The following is a 26,160-nucleotide window of genomic DNA, read 5'->3' as shown; positions in this document are numbered from 1 at the left end:
ATGAGCAATATAATCAATAATATAGCATTAATCGAATCCTTTGGGGATTTTAAAGATGAAAAAGGAATCAGTAAGATTGACCTTATGGCAATCATTGAGGATTCTCTTAAGACTCTTTTGAGAAAAAGATATGACTCGGATGATCACTTTGATGTTATTGTAAATCCTGATAAAGGAGATTTCCAGATTTTCTTAAACAAGAGAATTGTTGAAGATGAAATGTCTGAAGATGATGATTTGGAAATTGAAATTTCTGAAGCTAAGAAAATAGACCCGACTTTCGAAGTAGGAGAAGAATTTACTCAGGAAATTCCAGTTGCACAGTTAGGAAGAAGAAATATTCTTACATTAAAACAAATCCTGGCAACTAAGCTTCAGGAACACAATAATGCAATGCTGTACGATCAGTTCCGTGATAGAATTGGTGAAATAGCAGTAGGAGAAGTACACCATATTCGTCATAAACATGTAATTTTGTTAGATGATGAAGGGAATGAATTTATTTTACCAAAAGAAAATCAGATTCCTTCAGACTTCTTCAGAAAAGGAGATAGCGTACGTGCAGTAATCGAAAGTGTAGACTTTAAAGGTTCTAAACCTCAGATTATTGTTTCCAGAACTGCTCCTAAATTCTTAGAGAAATTATTAGAACTTGAAATTCCTGAAATCCAGGACGGAACTATTATCCTTAAGAAAGTAGTGAGAATTCCAGGCGAAAAGGCGAAGATTGCTGTTGATGCTTATGATGACAGAATTGACCCTGTAGGAGCTTGTGTAGGGGTGAAAGGATCAAGAATTCATGGAGTAGTAAGAGAGCTTCGTAACGAAAATATTGATGTGATTCAGTGGTCTAAGAACCCTGAGATCTTAGTAAAAAGAGCTCTTGGAAATGTTAATATTCAGAAAGCTGATATGAACGAAGAGCAGTCACATGCTTTAGTATATGCTCCGGCAGAAGAGATCTCTAAAATCATTGGGAAACAAGGACAGAATATACGTCTTGCATCTTGGTTAACAGGATATAATATCGATGTATACAGAGATAAGGAAGAAGGTGACGATGTTGAGTTAGTAGAATTTGCTGACGAGATCGAAGAATGGATCATTAATGAGTTTAAAAAAGTTGGTCTTGATACTGCTAGAAGTGTACTGGATAAGGAAACGGCTGCATTGGTAGGGATGACTGATCTTGAGTTAGAAACCATTGAGGAAGTAAAACAAATATTGAGAGACGAATTAGACGACTAATCTGGATCTTAACCCAATTTTTATAATAATTACGAATTTAAAAATTCAAAAGAACGAATATTTTTTATGCCAAAAATTAGATTGAATAAAGCGGTAAAGGAACTTAACATCTCTATCTCCAGAGCTGTAGAATATCTACAGTCTAAAGGGATCGAAGTGGAAAGTAATCCTAACGCTCTATTAGAAAGCGAGGCATTTTCTGCATTGGAGGCTGAGTTCCGTAAAGATGGCGAACAGAAGAAAGCTTCCCATGAGGTTGTGATCTCTAAAGTTCCGGATGAAAAACTGGAAATTGAAGAGGTTAAACCTGAGGTGATAAGAGCCAAAGCTGCACCACAAACTGGTGCCAAAATTTTAGGGAAAATTGATTTGGGAGAAGAGAAGCCAAAAGAAGTAGAAGAAGCTCCTAAACCAGAACCTGTAAAAGAACCTGCCCAGCCTGTTGTTGAAAAAACAGAGGAGCCTCAGGAGCAGGAATTCAAAGTTTTAGGTAAAATCGATTTGTCTCAGATCAGATCAGACAGACCTAAACATTCTGATAAAAAAGATAAAAAACCAGAAGCTCCTAAAAAAGAAGAGCCGAAGGTACAAGCTGAAGCACCGAAAGCGGAAGTAAAACCTGTTGAGAAAAAAGTGGAAGAAGTAAAACCTGCTCAGCCGGAAACTCCGCAAGAGCCACAGAAAATTGAAACTGTTTATCAGAAATTGGATGGTCCAAAGATCCTTAAGGAGAAAGTGGATTTATCACAGTTCCAACAAAAGCCTAAGAAAGAAAGTGGAGATAACTCTTTCAAAAAGAAAAGAAAGAGAATAACCAAGGAAGGAGGAAACCAAGGGCAGAATAACAACAATAACCAGGGACAAAATAACAACCAGGGCGGAAATAATAATAACAATAATAATTCCGACAGAAAGCCTTTTAACAGAGGTGGTAACCAACAAGGTGGTAATAACAACAACCGCGGTGGTAACAATAACAACCGTGGGGGTAACAATAATAACCGTGGTGGTAATAACAACAGGAATAAGGTTATGCCTGTTGAATTAACTGACGAACAAGTTAAAAACCAAATTAAAGAAACTTTAGAGAAGCTTACCAATAAAGGTGGTAAATCTAAAGGAGCTAAACACAGAAGAGAAAAAAGATCTTTCAGAAGAGAGCAGGACGAGCTTCAGCAAGAAATGGAAGCACAAGACAGAACTCTTAAGGTAACTGAATTTATTACGGTAAGCGAATTAGCGAGCCTTATGAATGTAAGTGCTACTGAGGTAATTTCTGCTTGTTTCTCTTTAGGTGTAATGGTTACAATGAACCAGCGTCTGGAAGCTGATACACTTACATTAGTTGCTGACGAATTTGGTTATAAAGTTGAATTTTCGGATGCAGATATCGATGATGCTTCATTAGAAGAAGAACCGGATGCAGAAGAAGATTTATCAAAAAGAGCTCCTATTGTTACAGTAATGGGACACGTAGACCACGGTAAAACATCCCTATTGGACTACATTCGTAAGACGAACGTAATTGCAGGGGAATCCGGAGGTATTACACAGCACATCGGAGCTTACAATGTGAAGCTTGATAATGGTGAGAAAATTACATTCTTAGATACGCCTGGTCACGAGGCCTTTACAGCGATGAGAGCGCGTGGTGCTCAGGTAACTGATATTGCAATTATTGTAATTGCAGCGGATGATGACGTAATGCCACAAACAAAAGAAGCAATTGCTCATGCTCAGGCAGCAGGTGTACCAATGATTATTGCAATTAACAAAGTAGATAAACCAGGAGCAAATCCTGATAATATCCGCCAGCAACTTTCAGGGATGAATATCCTTGTAGAAGAGTGGGGTGGTAATGTTCAGGCTCAGGAAATTTCTGCTAAGTTTGGTAACAACGTAGATACACTTTTAGAAAAAGTATTAATCCAGGCAGAGCTATTAGAATTAAAAGCGAATGCAGATAGAAAAGCTTCCGGAGTAGTTATTGAAGCAGCTTTGGATAAAGGAAGAGGTTATGTGGCTACTATGTTAGTACAAAATGGTACACTTAAAATTGGTGACTATGTATTAGCAGGTAAAAACCATGGTAAGGTGAAGGCAATGCTTGATGAAAGAGGTAAGCCTATGCAAGAAGCCGGACCTTCTATCCCTGTAACTATACTTGGTCTTGATGGTGCGCCTACAGCGGGTGATAAATTCAGAGTTTTTGAAGATGAACGTGAAGCGAAGTCAATTGCAACTAAACGTGAGCAACTTCAGCGTGAGCAGACAATCAGAACTAAGAAGCATCTTACGCTTGACGAAATTGGTCGTCGTATTGCATTGGGAGACTTTAAAGAATTGAATATTATCCTTAAAGGGGATGTGGATGGATCTGTAGAGGCTCTTTCTGATATGTTAGCAAGATTATCTACTGAAGAGATCCATATTAATATCCTTCATAAAGGTGTAGGACAGATTACCGAATCTGATGTATTATTAGCTTCCGCATCTGATGCAATTATTATTGGCTTTAACGTTAGAGCTGGTGGTAATGCAAAAGAACTTGCTGATAAGGAAGAGATTGAGATCAGAACTTATTCTGTAATCTATGATGCCATTGACGAGGTTAAAGAAGCGATGGAGGGAATGCTTTCTCCTGAGATTAAAGAGCAGGTTATTGGTAACGTTGAGATCCGTGAAACTTTCAAGATTTCCAAAGTTGGAACCATTGCAGGTTGTATGGTATTAACAGGTAAGATAACCAGAAACTCTAAGATCAGATTAATCCGTGATGGAATTGTACAGCATACAGGAGAGCTAGAGAGTTTAAAACGTTTCAAAGATGATGTTAAAGAAGTAACTAAAGGTTACGAATGTGGTCTTAACATTAAAGGCTATAATGACATCGAAATTGGCGATATACTCGAGGTTTACGAAGAAGTAGCTGTTAAGAAGAAATTGAAATAATTCAATTTATATATAAAAAGCCCCTGTTATTGTTAACAGGGGCTTTTTTTTTATGAAAATTTAATTTTAGTCTATATTAAGAAAAATTTAAACTTTTTAAGGATATGTCGATAATAGGTTTTATGCGCCTATTAATAGGCTTTTTCGTGTTTAATATGTCTTTTTAAACGTTTTAATGAGGCTTGTTGACTTTTAATGCTTCGTTTTTAATTATGTTGACTGTTTATTTTATTATGAAAAATATTCAGTCATTTGTTATTTGTTAAAATGTAGTGTTTATGGGTATTTTAGATTTGTTTAGTGTATTTATTTATTTATTTCATGTTTTGTTGATTTATTTTTATTTATTTACCGTTTGTGTTTATTGATTTAATAAAATATTTACTAAATATATTATTAATAATATAAAATAATGATATAAAAAAAATGAATTTTATGCGTATTAATATTTTTTAACATATTTGTCTGTTGAAATATTAAATATTGTTAATATGAATGTAAAATTTAAAGTGCTGAGTGCAGGGGTTTTGTTCTTTATTGGGCAAAGTGTAATGGCACAAAAAACTAAAAAGGATACGGCTACTACCAAAAATATTCAGGAGGTGGTTGTATTAGGGTACAGTAAAACGGCAACTAAAGCAAAGTCTACGGCTGCTTCTACAACGGTTTCTGCGGAGACTTTAGAAAATAGGCCTAATGCTTCTTTCTTGAATTCATTGCAAGGACAGGCTCCGGGAATCAGTATTAATTCTTCATCAGGAACTCCAGGTTCGGGTAAGATTGATGTAATGGTTAGAGGGCTGTCTTCTTTAAATGCTTCTACAGACCCATTATATGTAATCGATGGTTTGGCAACTAGTGCAACGCAGTTTAGAAACTTAAATACGAATGATATTGAAACTATTTCTGTTTTGAGAGATGCTGCAGCGACTTCTATTTATGGTAATAGGGGTGCTAATGGTGTTGTAGTAATTACTACGAAGGTGGGGAAATATAACTCTGCCCTTACAATTAGTTATGATGCTACTACTGGTATTTCTACTATGCCATCGGAAAAGTATCATTTGTCAAATGCTAATCAGTACCTTAAAATTGGACAGATAGCAGGTACAGGAATTACAGATGAGGAAATAGCAGCAAATACTGTTGATACCAATTGGAAAAAAGTTTTTTTCAGGGCAGGTTTAACCCAGCAGCATAATCTTGGGTTTAAATTTGGAGGTAAAAATGTTTCTGTATATTCTTCATTGGGTTATTTGGAACAGGAAGGTATGGTTCCGACAACTGACTTTAAAAGATTTACTTTCAGAAATAATATTAATGGTAGATCGGATAACGGTAAGTTTACATATAGTACTCAGATAGCTTTAGGATACTCCAGAAGACATGAGCTTCAACAGGAAACTAATACAGGGCTTAATTCAAATATAGCTCAGAATCCATTACATGGATATTTATTGGGGGATCCAACACTTGCAAGTGGACTATTTACGAGTAGTCAGAATATGTTCGATAAAATTGGAACAAACACAAACGGAAATCGATTTGCATGGTTGCTTGAGGATTATTTAAGACCAAATAATTTTCCATCATATACAGATGAAAATAGTATACTGGCAAACGTTGCTTTAAATTATAAAATTACTGATGAGTTTTCAATTGGAAACAAGACAGGATTTGATTATAAGCAATCTGATGTAGTATTTGCAAGAGCTCCTTGGTCGTATCTGGCACTTAATGATAAGGCAAGAAATAGAACTGATTTTGCAGGATCTGAAGCTCTCACAAGTATAAAAGATTTTACATTTAATAATGTACTAAATGTTTCTTATAAGAAAAGTTTTGGTGATCATAGTTTAGATGTAGGTGCTTATTTAGAGTATATTAAGGCTCATTATCTGTGGAAAAGACAGGTTCAGACCGGATTGAACCCTACTAACTGGCTGCCAGGTGCGGGAACTGGTTATGTTCCTTTCAATCCTGATAATCCCAATCAATATGTTCCTCAGATTGGAGCTCAGAAAATCAATGCAGGATCTTTAGCATATTTCCTTACTCTGGATTATGACTATGATGGAAAATATGGGTTCAGTGGAGTTGTAAGGAGAGATGGTACATATAGATTTACTGAAGGAAATAAATGGGGTACTTTTTGGTCGGTAGCAGGTCGATGGAATGTTGATAAGGAATCTTTTATGGAGGGGTCTACATTTGATATGTTGAAACTTAGAGCTTCTTATGGTACGCAAGGAAATCAGAATCTAATACCGCCAATTAATAATCTAAATCCAATGTTTACGGCAATTAACCTTGGTTTAGATTTGAATGGTTTTGGTTCGGGATATCTTAATATTCCTAGCTACTTCTTCAATCAATTAGGTAATCCTAATCTTCAGTGGGAAAAAATCTCTCATTTAGATGTAGGGGTAGATTTTAGATTGCTAAACAGAAAATTAGAAGGTACAGTTGATTATTATATCAAGAATACTGATAATATGTTCAATAAATTGAAGCTGTCTTCAGTTACAGGGCAATATGAATTAGATGCTAATAATGGTAAGTTAAGAAATACCGGTGTCGAATTGATGTTGAGATACAATATTTTGAATAATAAAGATTACAGATTGTCAGTTTTTGCTAATGCGGCATATAATAAAAATAAGATTGTGCAGCTAGCGGAAGGTGATGCTTTATTGGCTAATGGTGATCTTATTAATGCAGTCGGAGATATGGCGTATCAATGGAATCTATATCGATATGCAGGAGTTAATAAAGAAACCGGAGAAATGCAATTTTATGCAAAGGATGGCAGTATTACAGAAGCTCCAACAGATCAGGATAGAGTTAAGACAGGTAAAAGTTATTTTCCTAAATATCAAGGAGGTTTTGGCTTAAATGCTAATTATAAAGGCTTCTATTTAGATGCTTTATTCTCATGGCAGGCTGCTGCTTGGCAATTTGATAATACTTTGGCTTGGTTGTATGATGCGAGTGCAATTGGAGTTACAAATCTTTCATCAGATATGTTAGATTCTTGGACGCCTGATAATAAGAATGCTTCTATGCCATCATTAAATGCAAATAATACTGGGGTAGACGGTTCTTCTGATAGATATTTAAAAAGTACTGCATTTGTAAAACTAAAATCATTAACAATAGGTTATACAGTACCTAGATCTGTTTTAGGGAATATGCCTGTGAAATCATTAAAAGTATTCTTACAGGGGGAAAACCTTGTAACATGGTCTAAGTGGAGAGGTTTAGATCCTGAAGGAATTAATAGATATAGCTTAAGTGTTTATCCAAATCCTAGAACTGTTTCATTTGGTGTAAATGTTGAATTTTAAAATTGAGAATTGAAATGAAAAATAATATATACAAAATCGCATTAGGAGTTGCGAGCTTAGTATTTGCAGGTGTCAGCGTTACCTCTTGCCAAGATGCGGTTGATATTGTACAGCCTGGACAATTAGATGATGAAAGTACTTTTAAAAGTATTTCAGATTTAGATTTGTACTTAAATGGTATTTATAATATTGTTGACCCTACTAATGAAGTTTATATATCAGCTATTCTGTCTGATGAAGTTAAACCTGGAAAAGGTAGTGGTGGACAAGAGTTTCAACAACACCGTTTTTTCTTTGACAGCTCAGATAAATTTGCTACCAATACCTGGTTAATATATAATACTGTTATTAACAGGGTTAACAGGATTTTGGAAGGAGCCAAAAATGTAGATGCTACCAGAGATCAGGCAAAATATAATCAGATTGTAGGTCAGGCTAGGGCGCTTAGAGCATTCGCTTATTTACAGTTAGAGACTTATTTCTCCCCAAATATGAAAGATGATAATGCGCTTGGAGCTATTATCTTTAAAGATGTTCCTTCAATAAGTCAAAAGCTTCCGAGGAGTAAGAATGCTGAAGTTTATGCTTTTATTGAGGAAGACTTAAACTTCGCATCAGATAATGTTCTGGCAAAAGGTGCTAATCAGTATTATGTTGATAAAACTGTTGTTGATGCTATTAGAGCTAGATTTTATTTATATAGAGGGAAATATGATCTTGCACAAAAATATGCGCAAGCAGTGGTGAGTAATTCTGGGTTAGCGTTGACAAAAGCTACTCCAATTGTTCCGGATGATAAGACTCCAATTGGATCTTCTGCATGGAATACGGCATTCTATGCTGATAGTTCATTTAATCCTTATAGACAGTTATGGGGAGATGTTAACAGGGGAGAAGTTGTGTTTGCGTTAGCAAGACCGGCAAGAGGCTCTAACTCAACAATTAACAGCTTGTGGAATACAAATGCTTCTAATATCAATGGAAATCCAATGTGGTTCTGGGGTAGGAATTTATATAATATATTTGCGAATACTCCTGGAGATATTCGTAAATATGCATATGTAGATCCTTCTTCTAAGCCAAATGCCAGCTATGAAACAATATCAAATACAAGAGAAGATCAGTTGATTATTGATAAATACCCAGGTAAAGCAAATGGGCCATTAAGAAATGATTTCAAAGTGTTCAGATTGTCTGAAATGTATTTTATATTGGCTGAGACAACTGCACAGCAAGGACAATTAGCAGAATCTGCAAAATATATTAAGCAGGTTAGAGATGCTAGAAATTACCAAGGTTCAGCTGCTATGCCTAACTATGCTAGTAAGCAGGATGCTCTTAAAGATATTTTATTAGAAAGAAGAGTCGAACTGGCTTTGGAGGGGCATCGATATATTGATCTTAAGAGATTGGCTAATGATGCTGGTGTAACTATGGATCGAAATAAGACTGATGATATTGTAGATGTAACTAATTTACCTAATAATAGTTATAAATATACATTCCCAATTCCAAATAGTGAAATTCAAGGGAATAGAGGTATCATTCAAAATGATGGTTACGCTAAATAATATATAAGCGGTAATAAAAAAAAGGAGCTCCAAGAGCTCCTTTTTTTTATTGTGCTATATGTTGTATAAGTTTTTTTAGATCAGTTTCAGAATTTAAATTTATATGTGCATTTTCAATAAATTTATTTATATCCAAATTGTCTTTGAAGGCTTTTTTATTAATTTCTGTTATTTCTTCGTTCTCTTTATAAATAAAATATATAGGTTTTTGTAATGTATACTTTGCTGGTGAATCAAAATCAAATGTATTATTCGCAGATTTTGCTTTTGTAAATTTTATATTTTCCACTTTTAAAAGACTAAAATTGTTTTGTTTGTATAGTTCAATATAATATTTGTCTTTAATCAATTTTAGTTTTGTATTACCGATTGTTAATTCTTTAAATTGATCGTTTTTAGGGATGGTATAAATTTTATTCTGAATATTAACTTCTATTATATCACTATATATATTATATCTGGCAGTGAATTTGTCGGGAAAATTTGGAGTTGAAGATGTAGTAAATTTATCATCTAAAAATGGACTTCCGGATATTGAACTTTCTTTCTCTCCTTTTGCATCAATCATTTTATTTCTGTTGATTGTTCCGGTTGCATCTGAAGAGCCCTGTAGTGCACTCAAAAAACCTAACTGACTTGATTGTGCGTATAAGATTGTTCCATAGCAGTTTATAAATATTGCTGTGATTATTATTTTTTTCATTTGAATATAAAAATTGAAAAGTTGTTTTGATTAAAAGTAATAAAAATATAGTGATAAGGCACTGGATTGTGTTGATTTTTTTTGTTTTTTAAAAAAATATAAATTACTTAATATCCTTGTTAGTGGTGCTTATATTGATATGAGACAGGAGTATTATTACGGGAAAGACTTTCAGTTGTTTGTGGAAGTTAGATCTGATGAAATGTTCTCCAATAGTGCATTTGGATATTACCAAACAGTGTATAACTATTAGGTTTATGATATGTTTGAATATGAAGAATGAATAATTTAATTCACTTTCTTGAGATTATTTTTTAATTGTTTTGATTGTATTTTATTTATTATTTAAATTATAAAAAAAATATAATTTAAACAATCCTCCTGATAATAATGGTTTTTGTAGTTTTAGATTATTATAAATGCTTATAGATTATTATTTTTTTTGGAAGTGTTAAAAATTATTAACATATTTGTAATAGTTGAAATATTAAAATTTGTTAATATGAATGTAAAATTACGCGTGCTTAGTGCAGGTGTTCTGTTCTTTATTGGGCACAGCGCTATGGCACAAAAGGTGAAAAAAGACACAACTTCAACAAAAGAGATTGAAGAAGTTGTTGTTGTTGGTTTTGGACAGAAGAAGACTGTTCAAGAAATGACCGGAGCTGCCAGTACTATGACTTCTAAGGCAATTGAAGATGTACCCGTTGCTTCAGTGGATAAAATGCTTCAGGGTAGAGTTAGTGGAGTTCAAACAGGAAACGCATCAGGACAACCTGGAGGATTTGCCAGTGTAAGAGTAAGAGGGATCTCTTCTATTAACGGAGTGACTTCTCCTATTTACATTGTAGATGGAGTAAGGGTAGCCAATGGTGATTTGACAACTCAGGCAACTACGGGTAATATCTTGGCTCAAATGAATCCTGATGATATTGAAAGTGTAACCGTTTTAAAAGATGCCGTGTCCACTGCTGTTTATGGTGCTGATGCCGGAGCGGGAGTTATTGTTATAACAACTAAGAATGGTAAGAAAGGCAAAGCTAGATTCAATTTATCTTTTAACAGTGGTGTTAACCAGCAAGCTGTTGATTCCAGAAGAGGATTTACTAGTGATGAATATAAAGTTTACTTAAGAGATGCTGTAAATAACTACTTAGGAACCAGTTATTCCATTGATGATATTGCTGCAGGAAAAGTAAATACAACATTTGCAAATGTTTTTAAATCTCCATATAATACAGATTGGATGTCAGTTGCAAGACGTGATGGGTACCAAAGCAATGCCGATTTTAGTATTACAGGAGGAAATGATAAGTTTACTTATTATGCTTCTGCTAATATGTTCGAGCAAAATAGTATTATTAAGAACTCTTTCTATAAGAGATTATCCCAAACAACAAAACTAACATATCAGGCTACTGATAAATTGAAAATTAGTACAGATTTTCAATTTTCATATGGTAATATGAGAGCGTTGCCAGATGGTGGGGGATTTGCTAATCCGATTTTAGCACAATGGTTTAATAGACCAACAGATCCAGCAAGAAATCCAGATGGTAGTTGGTGGTATAACTCCAATAGCCAATTGAGTAATGGTCTGTTTAACTCAGGATATATTTTAGAGCATAACTATCAACAGGTACAAACTGCTAGGGTTTTTGCAAATATTGGGCTTGAATATAAAATTTTAAAAGACTTAACATATAGATTTGTTTTCTCACCAGAGTTTATTAATCTTGAGGAAAATCAATATTATAATCCAATCCATGGGGATGGGCTTAATTATGGAGGTTTTAAGAGAGAAGGCGCAAACAGATATTTTAACTTTAACGTTCAAAATATTTTAGATTATAAGTTTAGAACTGGAATGCATAATTTTACTGCTACTGCAATTCAAGAAGCTTATAAAACAGATAGAAGGTACATGCAGTCTACAGCGATAACTGTTGGTAGTGCAGCTTTAGAATCTTTGACTAATTTTGTTGTGCCTTTTGGCAAGCAATACGGGGATAAATATATTACTTCCCGATATGGTTATGCAGTAATGGGTCATTATGATTATGATAAGTTGTTCATCATAGATGCTTCATACAGACGAGATGTTCTTTCGCAGTTTATGCCGGGTAAGAAAGCCGGTAACTTCTGGTCAGTGGGTGTCGGTGTTGATTTAGCAAGGATAAACTATTTGAAAAATATTAGTGCTATTTCTATGATGAAACTTAGGGCTTCTTATGGTAAACTGGGGAATCAAGTAACAGCTAATCCTTATGGGCAAATATTCTATACCTTGAACTATAATGATATGGCTGCTGCTTATTACAGATATATTAATCGTCCGGATTTGTCATGGGAAACAGTTAATCCTTTTAATGTTGGATTAGATTTAGGCTTCCTTAAAGATAGAATTCGTTTTACTGCGGAATATTATAATAAGAAAACAAAAGATCTTATTTATAATATGCCATTATCATCATCTCAGGGTAGTACAGATGGATCAAGTTATGGTGTAATGGTTTCTAATATTGGAAGTTTAGTAAATAAAGGTTTTGAATTTACCTTAAATGCTGATATTCTTAGAGGTAATAGAGATCAGTTGAACTGGACTTTAGGTTTCAATTTATCTACGCTTAAGAATGAAATCACAGATCTTTATGGAGGAACTGTTAACGGAAATACAACTACATTGCGTGTTGGAGAAGGGGCAAGAACATATTATTTAAGAAAATGGGCTGGTGTAGATCCTGCTAATGGTGATCCATTGTGGTACATAAACGGGAAAGATGGGGCTACAACTAATAATTATAACCAAGCCCAGCAGGCAGTACAAGGCTCTTTCCTAAGTAATGTCTATGGTGGTGCAAATACTTCCCTGTCCTATAAAGGATTTACTTTAGATGCACAGTTTACGTATGGATTTGGGGGCAAAATATATGATGATTGGGCTATTTATACCTACAGTGACGGGCAATATAATCTTAATTACCCTGGTTATGGTGATGTTATGGGAGATTATTGGACGCCTACAAATACAAATGTATCGAATCCAAAACCAATTTATGGAGGGAATAAGCTCTCTAATAATGCATCAACAAGATTTCTTTATAAAGGAGATTTCATAAGATTAAGTAATGCGAGATTGGCTTACACATTTGATGGTAACTTTTTACAAGGAACAGGACTGTCTTCAGTGCAGATATATGTGATGGCTAATAATGCTTGGACATACAAGTTTGATAAAAATCTGAAAGTTGATCCGGAAACAAATGTAGCAGGATATTCAAATCTATCACTTCCGGTACTTAAATCTTATTTGATGGGTGTTAACATTAGCTTTTAAAATTTAGAAAAAATGAAAAATAATATAAAAATCGGAGCCGCAGCTTTTATCATGCTATTAAGTGCAGGCTCTTGTTCAAATGATTTTGTCGATACACAATTCTATCAGAGTTTACCAGATGCTCCTCTTGCAAGTATTAACGAAATGAACTCTTTCATTCTTGGAGCTTATGCTAGTATGAGGAATACTAGCTATTATGGAGCGGATTTCATTGTTTTTGGTGAAGCTCGTTCAGATGAGATGTTTGGGAATCTAGCTGGTGGTTATTATACTAATATTGTTAATTATTCGCAGACTTCTAATGATGGGTATGCAAATGATACCTATAACAGGATTTACGAGACGGTAGCTAAAGTCAACCGAGTTATTGGTGTTGATGTCAATACTTTACCTGCTGCAGATAGGCAAAAGGCACTATATGCTCAAGGACAAGCTTATGCACTAAGAGCCATGGCATTCTTTGATGCATTTAGATTGTATGGTCAAAAATATATACCAGGAGGTACGGGATTAGGTATTGTTTTACCTCTTAAGTATGATCCAACAGCATTGCAGCCTCGTGCTACAATTGCTGACACAGAAACTCAAATTGATGCTGATTTCCAAAAAGGATTACAGTTAATGACGGCTAATGGTGCGGTAAGTAGTGTTAAGACAGAATTGACAATAAATTCCTTAAAAGGATTAATGTCAAGGTTCTATCTTTATAAAGGTGATTATGCGAAAGTAAGAACTTATACTAATGATATTGTTGCAACAGGAGGATATTCAGTAGCTAGCAGAGATTTATTACAGGTTTCATATAGATATGCATTGAATGGAGCTTCTACTAATTCTATTTTTGAATTGGCTGTAGGAACTACAGCTTCATTAGGAACAGGTTCATTAAGACAAAGATATAATTCAGCAGGTTATGCAACTGTTGTTGTGTCTGATGCAGCTTATAATTCATATGCAGCAAATGATGTAAGAAGAAGTTTAATAACACCTCTTGCTTCTACAGGATTTAAATATCTTTCTTATTTAACGACAAATAATGGAATAGGTAAATATACTCAAACAGGGGGAGCTGATAATGTTAAAATGTTACGTTATGAAGAAATACTTCTTAATGGTGTTGAAGCTGAGTTAAATGGAGGAAGTGCAGCGAAGGCTCTTACTTATTATAAGAATATCTTAAGAGAGAGATTGGCGGATATTAAAGATGGAAGTGGTAATATAACGCAAACTGTTCAACAACAAATGGATGCTATTACATCTGTGAATATTACAATGCTGAAAACTGAAAGAATGAAAGAGCTTATAGGCGAGGGGCTTAGGCAATGGGATTTGAGACGTTGGGGAGATCCTGTACCTAGAGCTGGTACTGCGAAAACGGATCCAAATCTTAATGCGTTCCCTATTCCAAGAAAAGAAACAGATTTGGCAAATTCACCAATTTTGCCTAATCCTGGATATGATAATTCTAAATAATTCAAATAAAAAACCACTTTTAAAGTGGTTTTTTATTTATTTTTGTACAAATACCTGATCAAATGAAAAATATACTATCAATCATAACAATGTTTATTTCATTGTTTGCATTTTCTCAAATGGGAAATGATAATGTTTCTTACTCAAACGGTTTCTTTTTTACAAGAGCAAACAGGCCTACAAATATTGAATATACTATGGATGGTAATCCATATATTAATGGTAAGGAGTTTAGAAAAGTAGCTATAGACGGATATAGTAAAAATGTTCAAAATCTAAGATATAATGCTTACGAAGATGAAATGGAGTTTATGCAGGATGGTAAAAATTATTTTGCAAACAAAGAAGAAGGGATTGTTATAAAAATGCCAGAAATTAACAAGACTTATAAGGCTATTAAGTATTTATATAATGACAAATCTTATTTTAATTATCTAGTTGCATTATCTTTGGGAAGTAAATTCAATCTTTATAAGAAAGAAAGTATAGAACTTTTAAAAGGAGAAAAAAGTCCAAGTGCCTATGGAAAAGATGCAAACGACTATTTTACCAGGGCTAAAGATCTTTATTTAATAGGAAATAAAAAAGTATTAGATAAATTTCCTAAAACAACCAAAGAAGCAATTGCTTTATTTTCTCCAGTGAAAAATGATGTGGCTGAATTTATTAAGAATCAGAAGATTAATGTTAATAAAGAAGAAGATATGATTAAGCTGGTTAATTTTGTGAATCAGTAATTTCCGTTTATATAAAATAGCATAGAAGCTCCATCAATTGATGGAGCTTCTAATTTTTAACTTTAATCTAATAGCTTATATTATGAGATAGTAGATATTTAATCTAATTAATTGTTTTATGGATAAGCAATAGCGGTTAAATAATCTATTTTTTAACTTTATTCGGAATTTAATTTGGTCATATTAATTAATATTAACATATTTGCAATCCTCAAAAGTTAAAATTTGTTAATATGAATGTAAAATTCCGCGTGTTGAGCGCCGGTGTGCTATTTTTTATAGGACAGGGGGCTATGGCTCAAAAGGCCAAAAAAGATACGACTGCTACAAAAGAAATTGAAGAAGTTGTCGTTGTTGCTTATGGAAAGCAGAAGAAAAATGCTGTTGTAGGATCTAACTTACAAATAAAATCAGAAAAATTAGCTGAAAGACCAATTAGTGATGTTTCTCAGGCACTAGACGGAGCAGGTCCTGGTATTCAGGTTTCTGCAAGTAGTGGACAGCCTGGAGAGGGATTATCGGTTCGTATTAGAGGTATTAGCTCGTATAGCTATAGCAATACTCCTCTTTATGTTTTAGATGGTGCTATTTATAATGGTCCACTTTCAGCACTTAACCCTTCTGATATAGAGTCAATAAATGTACTGAAAGATGCTGCTGCTACATCTTTATATGGATCTAGTGCTGCAAATGGTGTGGTACTATTGACTACCAAGAAAGGTAAAAGAGGAAGAGACAGAATTGATTTTTCTGCGACGACTGGTATCTCTGCTCGTGCTGTTCCTGAATATGATAGAGTAGATGCTGCACAGTATTATCCTTTAGCATGGGAAGCATTGAGAAATGGCCGTATTGCTCAGGGTGTAGATGTTGCAAATGCATATGCAACTAATAATCTTATAAGCCTTCTTAAATCAAATGTATTTAATGTACCAGATAATCAACTGGTTGTAAATGGCGTGTTAAATCCTAATGCGCAACTTAAGTATAATGATTTCGACTGGGCAAAACCATTAATTGGTACTGGTATCAGAAATGAATATAACCTTGGTATTAGTGGTGGTAATGATAAGACAATATACCGTACGTCCTTAGGTTATACCAAAGAAGATGGATATTTGAAAACTACAGATTTTGAAAGATTTACTCTTCGTGTGTCTATTGATTCTCAGGTAAAATCATGGTTGAAGATTGGTGCTAACTTATCTGGAGCGGCAATTACAAGAAACAATGGGGTAGATGGTGTAAGTAGCCCAACATCCTATGTAAACCCTTACAGATGGACTCGTAATATGGGACCTATTTATAGCCCGTATATGCATGATGCTGTTACTGGAAGACGTGTAATTGATCCTGAAACTGGTTTGGAGATGTTTGATCCGGGAGACAGGAGAGGTACAGATGCGGCGGCAGGTAGAAATGTTATTGCTGAAACATTATGGAATAGAAACTTTACAAGAGATTATAATGTAAACTCTATTGTTTATGCGGAAATTGCGATTGATCCATATTTGAAATTTACTACGAACGTTGCATATGGTTATCAGAATACATTCCGTAAGACATATACCAATAAATTAATTGGAGATGCTGCTGGATTAGGAAGTGCTGAAAGGTATACAAATTTCTATCAGACATTAAACTGGAACCAGAAATTATCTTATACAAGAAAGTTTGGTAATCATGCGTTAGACGCATTCTTTGCACATGAAAATTACAGATACTCATATGACTATTTGTATGCATATAAGACTGGACAAACTGTTGACAATAATAGTGAAATGGTCAATTTCGTTACGCCAAAGAGCATTAATGGTTATTATAATCTTTACACAAAAGAGAGCTGGTTTGGTAATTTAAGTTATGGATACAAAGACAGATATCACTTACAAGGATCCATTAGATGGGATGCTTCTTCCAGATTTGCAAAAGATGTAAGATGGCATGCTTTCTGGTCTGTAGGAGGAAACTGGGTTATCTCAAATGAATCATTCCTGAAAGGAAGTTCAGTTGTTAATTACTTAAAATTAATGGCTTCTTATGGTCAGGTAGGTAATGATGCTTTAGGTGGATTCTATCCATACCAGACATTATATAGTATTGGTTATCCAAACGTAACTGAAGGTGGTATTTTATTCAATCAGTTATCAGATCCTAAATTGACATGGGAATCTAACAACCAGACAGATGTTTCTTTAGAGTTTGGTTTACTGAAAAATAGAATTACTGGTAGTGCAGGTTGGTATAAGAGATATACCAAAGATATGCTCTTTAAAGTTCCTGTGCCAGTATCAGCGGGGGTTCCAGGTGATGGATATGCCAAAAATGTTGGAGATATGCAGAATATCGGTTGGGAATTCCAATTATCAGCAGATATCATTAAAAATCAGAACTTCAAGTGGAATGTAAATATAAATGCATCAACTTATAAAAATACGCTGAAGAGATTAACTCCGGGACAAACTGAAATTATTAACGGAAGTAAGAGAATTGTTGAAGGCAGAAGTATCTATGATTACTGGATGAGACAATGGTATGGTGTAGATCCTAAAGATGGTGCTCCACTATTTCTTGCTGATTCACAATTTGTAAATCCTAATAATTTAGCTTCCGATGTGAGAATGGTTGATGGACAAGCTGTTACAACTAACCATAATAAGGCTAAATATGATTGGTCTGGTTCCGCAATTCCGGATTGGTATGGTGGTTTTGGATCAAGCTTTAAGTATAAAAATTGGGATTTAAACGTATTATTCACGTACCAGATAGGCGGTAAGATTTATGATTCAAATTATGCTGGCTTAATGACTGCTTATCCGCAAGGGGGGGCACTTAGTACAGATATTTTAAACAGATGGACTACACCTGGACAAATTACAGATGTTCCGGCTATGAATACAGCTACTTATAATTCTGCAGGACAAGCTAGTACAAGATGGTTGGTAAGTGCGAGTTATATCCAGTTGAGGAATGCTACTTTCGGTTATACATTTAATAAAGAATCTCTTAAAGATATTGGTGTAGATAATTTACGTCTTTATGTGTCTGGAGAAAACCTTTGGTACAAATCTGCAAGAAAAGGATTGGAGCCAGGTGGTGGAAACTTTAACGGGACAGTTGCACCAAGGTATACACCTGCAAGAATTGTTTCTTTAGGTCTTAATGTTTCATTCTAATTTTGTCTAAACAATGAAAAAAATAAAATTTAATATAAAAACTTTTGCTCTGATTTTTGGGACATCTGTTGCACTTGCATCATGTAATTCAGATTATTTAGAGACTTCGCCGACTGATAATGTTAATCAGGAAATGGCTTTATCAACGGCAGATAACTTAAAAGCCCTTGTTAATGGTATGCATCGTAATATGTATTACCGTCAGAATGATTCTCAAGGACAGAGCGGACAACAGGGAATTATTATTATGACAGAAGCAGCAGGTGATGATGTCATCTGGCCTTCTACAGGTAATAACTGGTATATTAGCTCAGTTAGATGGCTTGATCAAAGTAATGATACTTCAAGTTATACATACTACCCTTATCAGTTTTACTTCTCTATGATCAGAAATGCCAACTTGGTTATTAATAATGCTGGTAAAGTAACTGGTGATCAACAAACAATTGATACAGCTGTAGGAGAGGCATTGACTTATAGAGCGTTTAGCTATTTTAATCTTGTGCAATTCTATGGTAAGAGATATGAATCTGGAAAAGTAAATACGCAAGACGGAGTGCCTATTAGATTAGAGGCAGACGAAAAGCCAATGGCGAGAGCTTCTGTAGAAGATGTATATACTCAGATTAATAAAGATCTTCAACTAGCCCTAACAAAACTTAATGGAGTTGGCAGATATAGCAAGTCTCATTTTGATGTAAATATTGTAAAAGGACTTTTAGCTAGAGTAGCGCTAACTCAAGGGAAGTACTCTGAGGCTGCAAACTATGCGAAAGAAGCAAGAGCGGGTTACCCACTTATGGATAATGCAGCTTATAAATCTGGATTTAATTCCGCAGCTAATATCGAATGGATGTGGGCTACAATAATGGTTCCGGATCAGTCCGATGGTTTTGCTAACTTCTCTGCATATATGTCAAGAAACTATAGTTCAACTCAGATCAGACAAGCTCCTAAAGTAATGAACTCGTCGTTGGTTAAACAATTTCCTGCTACAGATGTTAGAACACAAGTTGTTGATCCAACAGGAAATCATTTACCATGGCTTTCAACAACTAATGCTCAAGGTAAGGTTGTAAGAACAAATGCATATAGTAATTATTCAGTGTTCCCATATACCAGTCAAAAATATATGGTGAAAGACCAGGGAGAGTCAACTGCTGACGTACCTTATATGAGAGCTGCTGAAATGTACCTGATTCAAGCAGAAGCTTTAGCTAGACTAGGGGATGAAGCTGGATCTAAAGCTGTATTTAATGAACTACAGAAAAATAGAAACCCTTCGTATGCTGGAGCAACTACTTCTGGAGCAAGTTATATTACTGAGATTTTAACTTCCAGAAGACTTGAGCTTTGGGGAGAAGGCTTCAGATGGTTTGATCTTAAGAGATTGGGTCAAGGGATGGACAGAACAGGAACTAATCAATCAGACGTAGTAATTAATGGATTGATGAAAGTAACTGAAACTGATTACAGATGGCAATGGCAAATTCCTAGAGCAGAAATTAATGCTTCTCAAGGATTAGTGACACAGAACCCACAACAATAAATAAAAAAAGCGACAGATTTTTCTGTCGCTTTTTTTATTTGTCTGAAATGTATGTTGATTTATAGAACCATAAAATGTCCATACATTCCCCTACGATAACATTTTTTAAACAACAAATACGTTGTTATTCCTTATAAATTCCCTTCGGTTTATATTTTTTAGTATTCTCTGAAATGCTCATTTGATAATGTTTTATTGAATGAGTAAGAAATCGTATGTGTACCTGTAAGGTAACGGAATATGGATTTTTATGAAGGTTGAAGAGGCGAAATTACCTTTAGCACATTATTACTTCTGATACAGTAAACACTATAGAGTTTGGTACTGTGCATTTGGTTCTTAGCAGGTTTTCTGTATTTATATGACATTCATAAAGCAAATTATTTTTCAACTAAAGTTTCTTTTCACCTTTTTGTCATAAATATTTAAGGATAGGTAATCAACTGTTTCATGTGCCAAACTCTTTTTAAGTAGTAAGAAAAAATCTGAAACTAAAATTTGTTTAAATATGAATGTGAAATTACGTATGCTTGGTGCAGGCGTTTTGTTCTTTATAGGACAAAATGTTACAGCTCAGAAAGCAAAGAAAGACACTTCTTCAATACGAGATATTGAAGGAGTTGTTGTAACGGCTCTTGGTATTAAGAGAGAAGAGAAATCATTAGGCTATGCAACTTCCAAGGTGAAAAGTGAAGATCTTACACAGGTTGCCAGTCAGAATTTTGTGAATTCACTTAGTGGAAAGGTGTCCGGATTGCAGGTAATATCCTCCGGAGGGGCTCCGGGGCAAGCGAGTCGCTTGGTTATACGGGGAGGTAATAAATCTTTAACAAATTCGAATGAACCTTTGTATGTTATAGATGGTATTCCAATTAGCAATGCAAATGATGGAAATGCTAATACGGTTTCAGGAATTGCTTCACCTAATCGGGCTGCAGATATTAATCCGGATGATATAGAGAATGTTACAATACTAAAAGGCGCAGCTGGAGCTGTGCTTTATGGTAATAGAGGCTCTAATGGTGTTGTAGTGATTACAACAAAATCAGGAAAAGTGAGAGGAGGTAAACCAGTGATTACTTTTACAACAAGGATCGGAACAGATAATGTTTTAAAATTACCGGATTATCAGACAGTATATGCCCAAGGAAATAATGGGGTGTATGCGGAAGGTACTTCATTATCATTCGGACCTAAAATTGAAGGTCAGACAGTACAAAGTGTTGCTGCAGGAGCTATTCTTGGAATGGGGGCACAGGCTGTACAATTAAAAGTATATGATCCGCGTAAAGCATTTTTTGGATCCGGAATTACAAAAGAAAATAATATTTCCTTAGCTCATACTATAAATAATACAAACCTATTTTTTTCAGCAGGTCATAATAGCCAAACCTCTATTGTTCCGAATCAGGAATATGAAAAAGTGAACTTTAGATTTAATGGGAATTTTAAATTAACTGATCGTTTCAGTGCAGGTATAAATACTGCTTATAGCCGTTCGTGGGGAAATGTTCCTTTTGCGGGACAAGACGGAAATAATCCCATTTTTTCAATACTTCATGCACCTGTCAGTTGGGATCTTTCAGGATATGGCTATGAGCGGCCAGATAATGGTAGGCAAATAAATTTCAGAGGGGGTTCTTTTGATAATCCGCTATGGTCGGTTTATAAAAATTTTGCTAAAACGAATAGTGATCGTTTTATTATGGGAGTTAATCTGGGGTATGATCTTACGGATTGGCTAAAGTTAAGCTACCGTGTAGGGAATGATTATTCTACGGACAACAGGGTTTTGTTCAGGGATATTTATTCAGGAGGAAATCCGAATGGAGCATTGAGCTTTAACGATATTGCAAGGGAGGAGCTAACGTCAACATTTATGGCAAATATCAATAAAGATATCACGAATGATTTGAACGTAACGCTGAATCTGGGACAGGATTATAATATAAGGAAGCTCAGAAATAATATAATCGCTGGATCAGCATTAGTGCTGCCGGGGATCGCTAATACCAATAATATAAGAACTTTTGATCCGGGGTACAACTATAATTCCAAAAGAACACTTTTTGGTGCGTTTGCAGATTTAACATTGGGTTATAGAAATTATCTGTATTTAAATCTTGTCGGTCGACAGGAATGGAGTTCAACACTCCCTGAGAATAACAGAAGTTATTTTTATCCTGGCGGAAGTTTGTCATTCATCTTTACTGATGCTTTCGGTGTTAATAAAAAAGTTATGAATTATGGTAAAGTAAGAATAGGTGCTTCCCGGACAGCAAGAGATGCTTCTCCATATTCTGTCTATAATACTTATAATAATGGAGTATTTAGTGATGGTTTTACAAATGGTATAACCTTTCCGTTTATAGGTCTGCCGGGATATACGGTTGCCAATACACTTAATAATCTAAACTTAAAACCAGAGTTTACAAACGAATACGAGATAGGCGCGGATCTGAGATTTTTTAAAGACAGAGTAAGCCTGGACTTTACTTATTTCAGAAATATAAATACAGATGGTATTATTCCGTTGGAAATATCCCCGGCAACAGGAGCTCGTAGGACAATAATAAATAGCGGTAAAACTTCTTCTAACGGAATTGAGGTTATGTTTAAAGTTATTCCGATAAAAACAACAGATTTTACCTGGGAGGTGGGGTTTAACTTTAGTAGAATACGTTCACTGGTTGACGAAATTTATCCCGGTGTAGATAAGATATACTTGGGTGGTTTTTCCGGAAATCCTGCAATTTATGCGGTTAAAGGAGAGCGATATGGTTCTATTATAGGGACCAAGTATGCTAGGAATGAGAAAGGAGAAATTCTGGTTGGTAATAATGGGATTCCTCTTAGGCAGGATGGAGCAAATTTAGGTTATGTGGAACCTGACTGGACAGGAGGTGTTAACACATCATTTAAATACAAAGGAGTATATCTTAATGCATTGTTAGATATAAGACAGGGTGGATACTTGTATAATGGAACCGAAGAACTGTTAGATGTTTATGGGGTTTCTAAAAAAACACTTAATAGAGATCTTAATTACAAATTCCCAGGTGTAAACAGTACTACAGGTATTTCTAATAATGTTGTTGTCAAAAGAGGTTCTGCATGGTATGGAAGTGCTTATCCTAATGAAGAATATGTTTATAAAAACAACTGGGTAAAACTAAGAGAATTGTCTATAGGATATAGCTTTAAATTACCTGGAATTGACTATGTAAGAAATGTGGATCTGGGGCTGTATGGACGAAATCTTTATTTGTGGACAAAAATCCCTCATATAGACCCGGAATCCAGTTCTTTTGGGACAGGCAATGCACAGGGAGTTTCACGTATGGCTTTTCCTTCTACCCGCAGCTTTGGTTTCAGTTTAAAAGTTCAATTTTAATAATCAGAAAAATGAGAATAATAAATAATACTTTCAGATATTTTATTTTTACTTTAGGAGTATTATCTCTTACAGTAATACAATCCTGCCGCCAGGAATTGGATATAAATAAAGATCCTAATAATCCTACGAATGTACCAATTTATACTTTGCTTACTTCTTCTCAGGTTAATATGGGATATATTATGGGAGGGGAGGCAACAAGGATGCCTGCAAGCATTGTTCAGTATTATGGTGGACATAGAGGGCAGCCACTGGACTATTCGAGATATAATATAACGTCTTCTTCTGCAGACGGGCTTTGGAGAAATGTTTATGATGCTTTAATGGATCTGAAAGAAATTCAGAATAAAGGAACTACAGATGGAGATCGGATTTATGTGGGTATTTCTCAGGTATTACAGGCTTATGTATTTAGTGTCACAACGGATGTTTTTGGAGATATCCCTTTTTCCACGGCATTGCAGGGGACTGGGAATATTACACCAGCATATGATAAACAGGAAACTATATATCCGGCATTAATAAAGATGATAGAAGACGGAATTGTTAATATTAATTCTTTGACAGGTATGAAGCCTGGGACTGATGATGTTATCTATAACGGAAATACAGATAGCTGGATTAGGTTTGCAAATTCATTAAAGCTAAGATTACTTAATCATTTGAGTAAGAGAAGCCCTGGGGAATCAGCTGCATTTTTGGCGACTAACCCTGCTTTAATAGATGTCTATGATACCAATGCAACGGTAAAGTTCGGAACAGCTGCATCTAATGCAAATCCCATTTATCAGTTTGATGTTCTATCCGGTAGAAAAGATAATGCTGTAGCCTCTACGATTGTTGATAAAATGAAATTATTAAATGATCCGAGAATAGATGTGTATTTTAAGAAAGTAGTAAATAATGGAGCAGGATTTCAGGGGCAATATAGAGGGAATGTTCCAGGGCAGGATACTGATGATTCCGGTGAAAATTTGTTTTCCAGAGTAGGATCTGCTTATGCGTCTACAGATTCTCCTGTAGTATTAATGAGCGCGGCTGAAGTAAATTTTATAAAATCAGAGATCTATTTTAGATCCGGTAATAATGTTAAATCCAAAGAATCTTATGTGGCTGCGATTACACAGGATTTTACAGCTTTGGGAATTGCAAATAAAGCATCAGCATATATTGGAAGTTCAAAAGTGGCTTATAACAACTCACTGGGAAGGATTATGGAACAGAAATGGATTACAATGTTTCAGGGAGCTTACGAATCCTGGGTAGATTGGAGAAGAACAGGATTTCCGGTCTTTACGACCATGCCATCATTCAATATGACGGGTAATACGATTCCAAGAAGGCTTTCCTATCCGCAGATAGAGATTAATGTCAATACAAGTTCATTACAAAATGGACCGGGGATACCTGTCCCATTCGAGTCCCTTAAGGCCAAAGTTTGGTGGGACCAGTAAATTGATTATAATTTTATAGTTACTAATAAAAAAACCGAAAGAAATTTCTTTCGGTTTTTTTATTCTATAATTAAATAAGTATTTAATATCCAAAAAGATATGTTGAAAAGTAAAAGTGATTTTATTTACTTTTTCAACTGATACCAAAACGAGAAAAATTGTATAGCAAATTCACTATATTTTTAGAAAATTCACTATTTTTTTAATTGTTCTCTCAGGAAAACGATCTCTTCCTTAAGTTCAGATATTCTCTCTTTGTACGACAAAATTAATTTTTCATAGAGTTCCTTGTCTTCTTTGTACCTTTTCTCCAGTTCATTGATGATGTTTTTCTCATCTTCCTGACTGTAGGCTTTTAAAGACTCTTTTACACTTGTGCTGGGAATGTCTTTTTTCAACATTTTCCCCTCTCCTGTCAGAAACCAGTCAGGATTTATTTCAGGATATGCCTTTAGTATCTGCTCTATCTTCGAAGACCCAATATCTTTCCTTACCTTATCTAAAAAGCCATTAGATAGACCTGCTTCTTTATAGAATTTGTTCTTATTAATTCCCTTAAAATCGATAATCTGTAGAATTCTGTCAATGATCAAAATGTTAAAGTTTAGATTATTTACTATAAAAATTTGGTTTTCTAGAAAATACTCTATATACTTGTTTCTTAATTGAAACAAAAAGAGCAATGAACAAACCTACAAAAAAAAGGCAGACCTACAATACTGAAGCTGTAAAAGTTCTGGCGGATGAGTTTGGGGTGACACCTCAATTTGTTAGACAATGTATTCGTAAAGAAAAATACAGTCTTACCGCAGATGCTATACGTAAGAAATATTACGAATTAGCAGGTCCTTCAGAAAGAGCTATAAATGATTTTAGAACTGGTCATTAGTTTTACAAAATGAATGGAATCCGGAAATCCGGATCTAAAAAAATGTACAGGTATTCCGATTACGCTTTTTAGCTATAACTACTGTACGAAAAACTGCTATCAAGAGTACAATAATTACGAACAATGATAGTGTGACATTCCCGGAAACAGTATTGATGTGCTATAGTACATGTACGATCGCTCACAAATAACAAAAAACATCAGCTGTTTCTTATTTCCTGACAGGGAATTGCCATTGTGAATCTACAATGGTGATAATACTCCCGACAATATACTGCAACAGAGTCCGGATAGTATTCAATAGTTTGATACTCTCTCGGTTGTATG

At 34.8% G+C, this 26,160-nt stretch carries 14 protein-coding genes; 12 read left to right on the top strand and 2 right to left on the bottom strand.

Annotated features, from left to right (window positions below; translation table 11 throughout):
* Positions 1–12: 12 nt before the first annotated feature.
* The 4 genes from nusA (at position 13) to ATE49_RS15490 (ending at position 9,118) form a co-directional block, all read left to right on the top strand.
* Positions 13–1,248 (top strand): transcription termination factor NusA, encoded by a 1,236-nt coding sequence (gene nusA, locus ATE49_RS15505; protein WP_034871968.1) that lies wholly within the window; start codon positions 13–15, stop codon positions 1,246–1,248.
* 66 nt (positions 1,249–1,314) lie between these two features.
* Positions 1,315–4,200, top strand: a complete 2,886-nt coding sequence (gene infB / locus ATE49_RS15500; protein ID WP_065082875.1) for a translation initiation factor IF-2 — start codon at positions 1,315–1,317, stop codon at positions 4,198–4,200.
* Positions 4,201–4,691: 491 nt separating this feature from the next.
* Positions 4,692–7,547: a SusC/RagA family TonB-linked outer membrane protein gene (locus tag ATE49_RS15495; protein WP_065082874.1), complete on the top strand. Its 2,856-nt coding sequence runs from the start codon at positions 4,692–4,694 to the stop codon at positions 7,545–7,547.
* Between the two features lie 14 nt (positions 7,548–7,561).
* A complete protein-coding gene (locus tag ATE49_RS15490; protein WP_065082873.1) occupies positions 7,562–9,118 on the top strand; it encodes a RagB/SusD family nutrient uptake outer membrane protein in 1,557 nt (518 codons plus the stop codon).
* Positions 9,119–9,164: 46 nt separating this feature from the next.
* On the opposite strand, the gene ATE49_RS15485 is transcribed toward ATE49_RS15490, so the two are convergent.
* Entirely contained in the window at positions 9,165–9,821 is a 657-nt protein-coding gene (locus ATE49_RS15485) for a hypothetical protein (RefSeq protein ID WP_065082872.1), read from the bottom strand.
* 502 nt (positions 9,822–10,323) lie between these two features.
* On the opposite strand from ATE49_RS15485, the gene ATE49_RS15480 reads away from it, so the two are divergent.
* From ATE49_RS15480 to ATE49_RS15450, 7 genes are all read left to right on the top strand, one after another.
* A complete protein-coding gene (locus ATE49_RS15480) occupies positions 10,324–13,158 on the top strand; it encodes a SusC/RagA family TonB-linked outer membrane protein (RefSeq protein ID WP_065082871.1) in 2,835 nt (944 codons plus the stop codon).
* A gap of 12 nt (positions 13,159–13,170) precedes the next feature.
* Positions 13,171–14,631: a RagB/SusD family nutrient uptake outer membrane protein gene (locus ATE49_RS15475; RefSeq protein WP_065082870.1), complete on the top strand. Its 1,461-nt coding sequence runs from the start codon at positions 13,171–13,173 to the stop codon at positions 14,629–14,631.
* Between the two features lie 62 nt (positions 14,632–14,693).
* Entirely contained in the window at positions 14,694–15,368 is a 675-nt protein-coding gene (locus ATE49_RS15470) for a hypothetical protein (RefSeq protein ID WP_081278495.1), read from the top strand.
* Positions 15,369–15,601: 233 nt separating this feature from the next.
* Positions 15,602–18,544 (top strand): SusC/RagA family TonB-linked outer membrane protein, encoded by a 2,943-nt coding sequence (locus ATE49_RS15465; protein ID WP_065082869.1) that lies wholly within the window; start codon positions 15,602–15,604, stop codon positions 18,542–18,544.
* A gap of 13 nt (positions 18,545–18,557) precedes the next feature.
* Positions 18,558–20,093 (top strand): RagB/SusD family nutrient uptake outer membrane protein, encoded by a 1,536-nt coding sequence (locus ATE49_RS15460; RefSeq protein WP_078793990.1) that lies wholly within the window; start codon positions 18,558–18,560, stop codon positions 20,091–20,093.
* A 508-nt stretch (positions 20,094–20,601) separates the two neighbouring features.
* Positions 20,602–23,487, top strand: a complete 2,886-nt coding sequence (locus ATE49_RS15455; protein WP_065082868.1) for a SusC/RagA family TonB-linked outer membrane protein — start codon at positions 20,602–20,604, stop codon at positions 23,485–23,487.
* 11 nt (positions 23,488–23,498) lie between these two features.
* Positions 23,499–24,944 (top strand): SusD/RagB family nutrient-binding outer membrane lipoprotein, encoded by a 1,446-nt coding sequence (locus ATE49_RS15450; protein WP_065082867.1) that lies wholly within the window; start codon positions 23,499–23,501, stop codon positions 24,942–24,944.
* A 194-nt stretch (positions 24,945–25,138) separates the two neighbouring features.
* Here ATE49_RS15450 and ATE49_RS15445 read toward each other — a convergent pair whose 3' ends face one another.
* Complete coding sequence (locus ATE49_RS15445; RefSeq protein WP_078794242.1) at positions 25,139–25,537, bottom strand: peptidase S24; 399 nt, start codon at positions 25,535–25,537, stop codon at positions 25,139–25,141.
* An 89-nt stretch (positions 25,538–25,626) separates the two neighbouring features.
* Between ATE49_RS15445 and ATE49_RS15440 the strand changes: the two genes are divergently transcribed.
* Positions 25,627–25,833: a hypothetical protein gene (locus ATE49_RS15440; RefSeq protein WP_059155949.1), complete on the top strand. Its 207-nt coding sequence runs from the start codon at positions 25,627–25,629 to the stop codon at positions 25,831–25,833.
* Positions 25,834–26,160: the final 327 nt, after the last annotated feature.

Origin of the sequence: Elizabethkingia miricola (assembly GCF_001675285.1) — a bacterium.
In the GTDB taxonomy this organism is placed as follows: Bacteria; Bacteroidota; Bacteroidia; order Flavobacteriales; family Weeksellaceae; genus Elizabethkingia; species Elizabethkingia miricola.
This window is presented reverse-complemented; position numbering and strand designations above follow the sequence as displayed.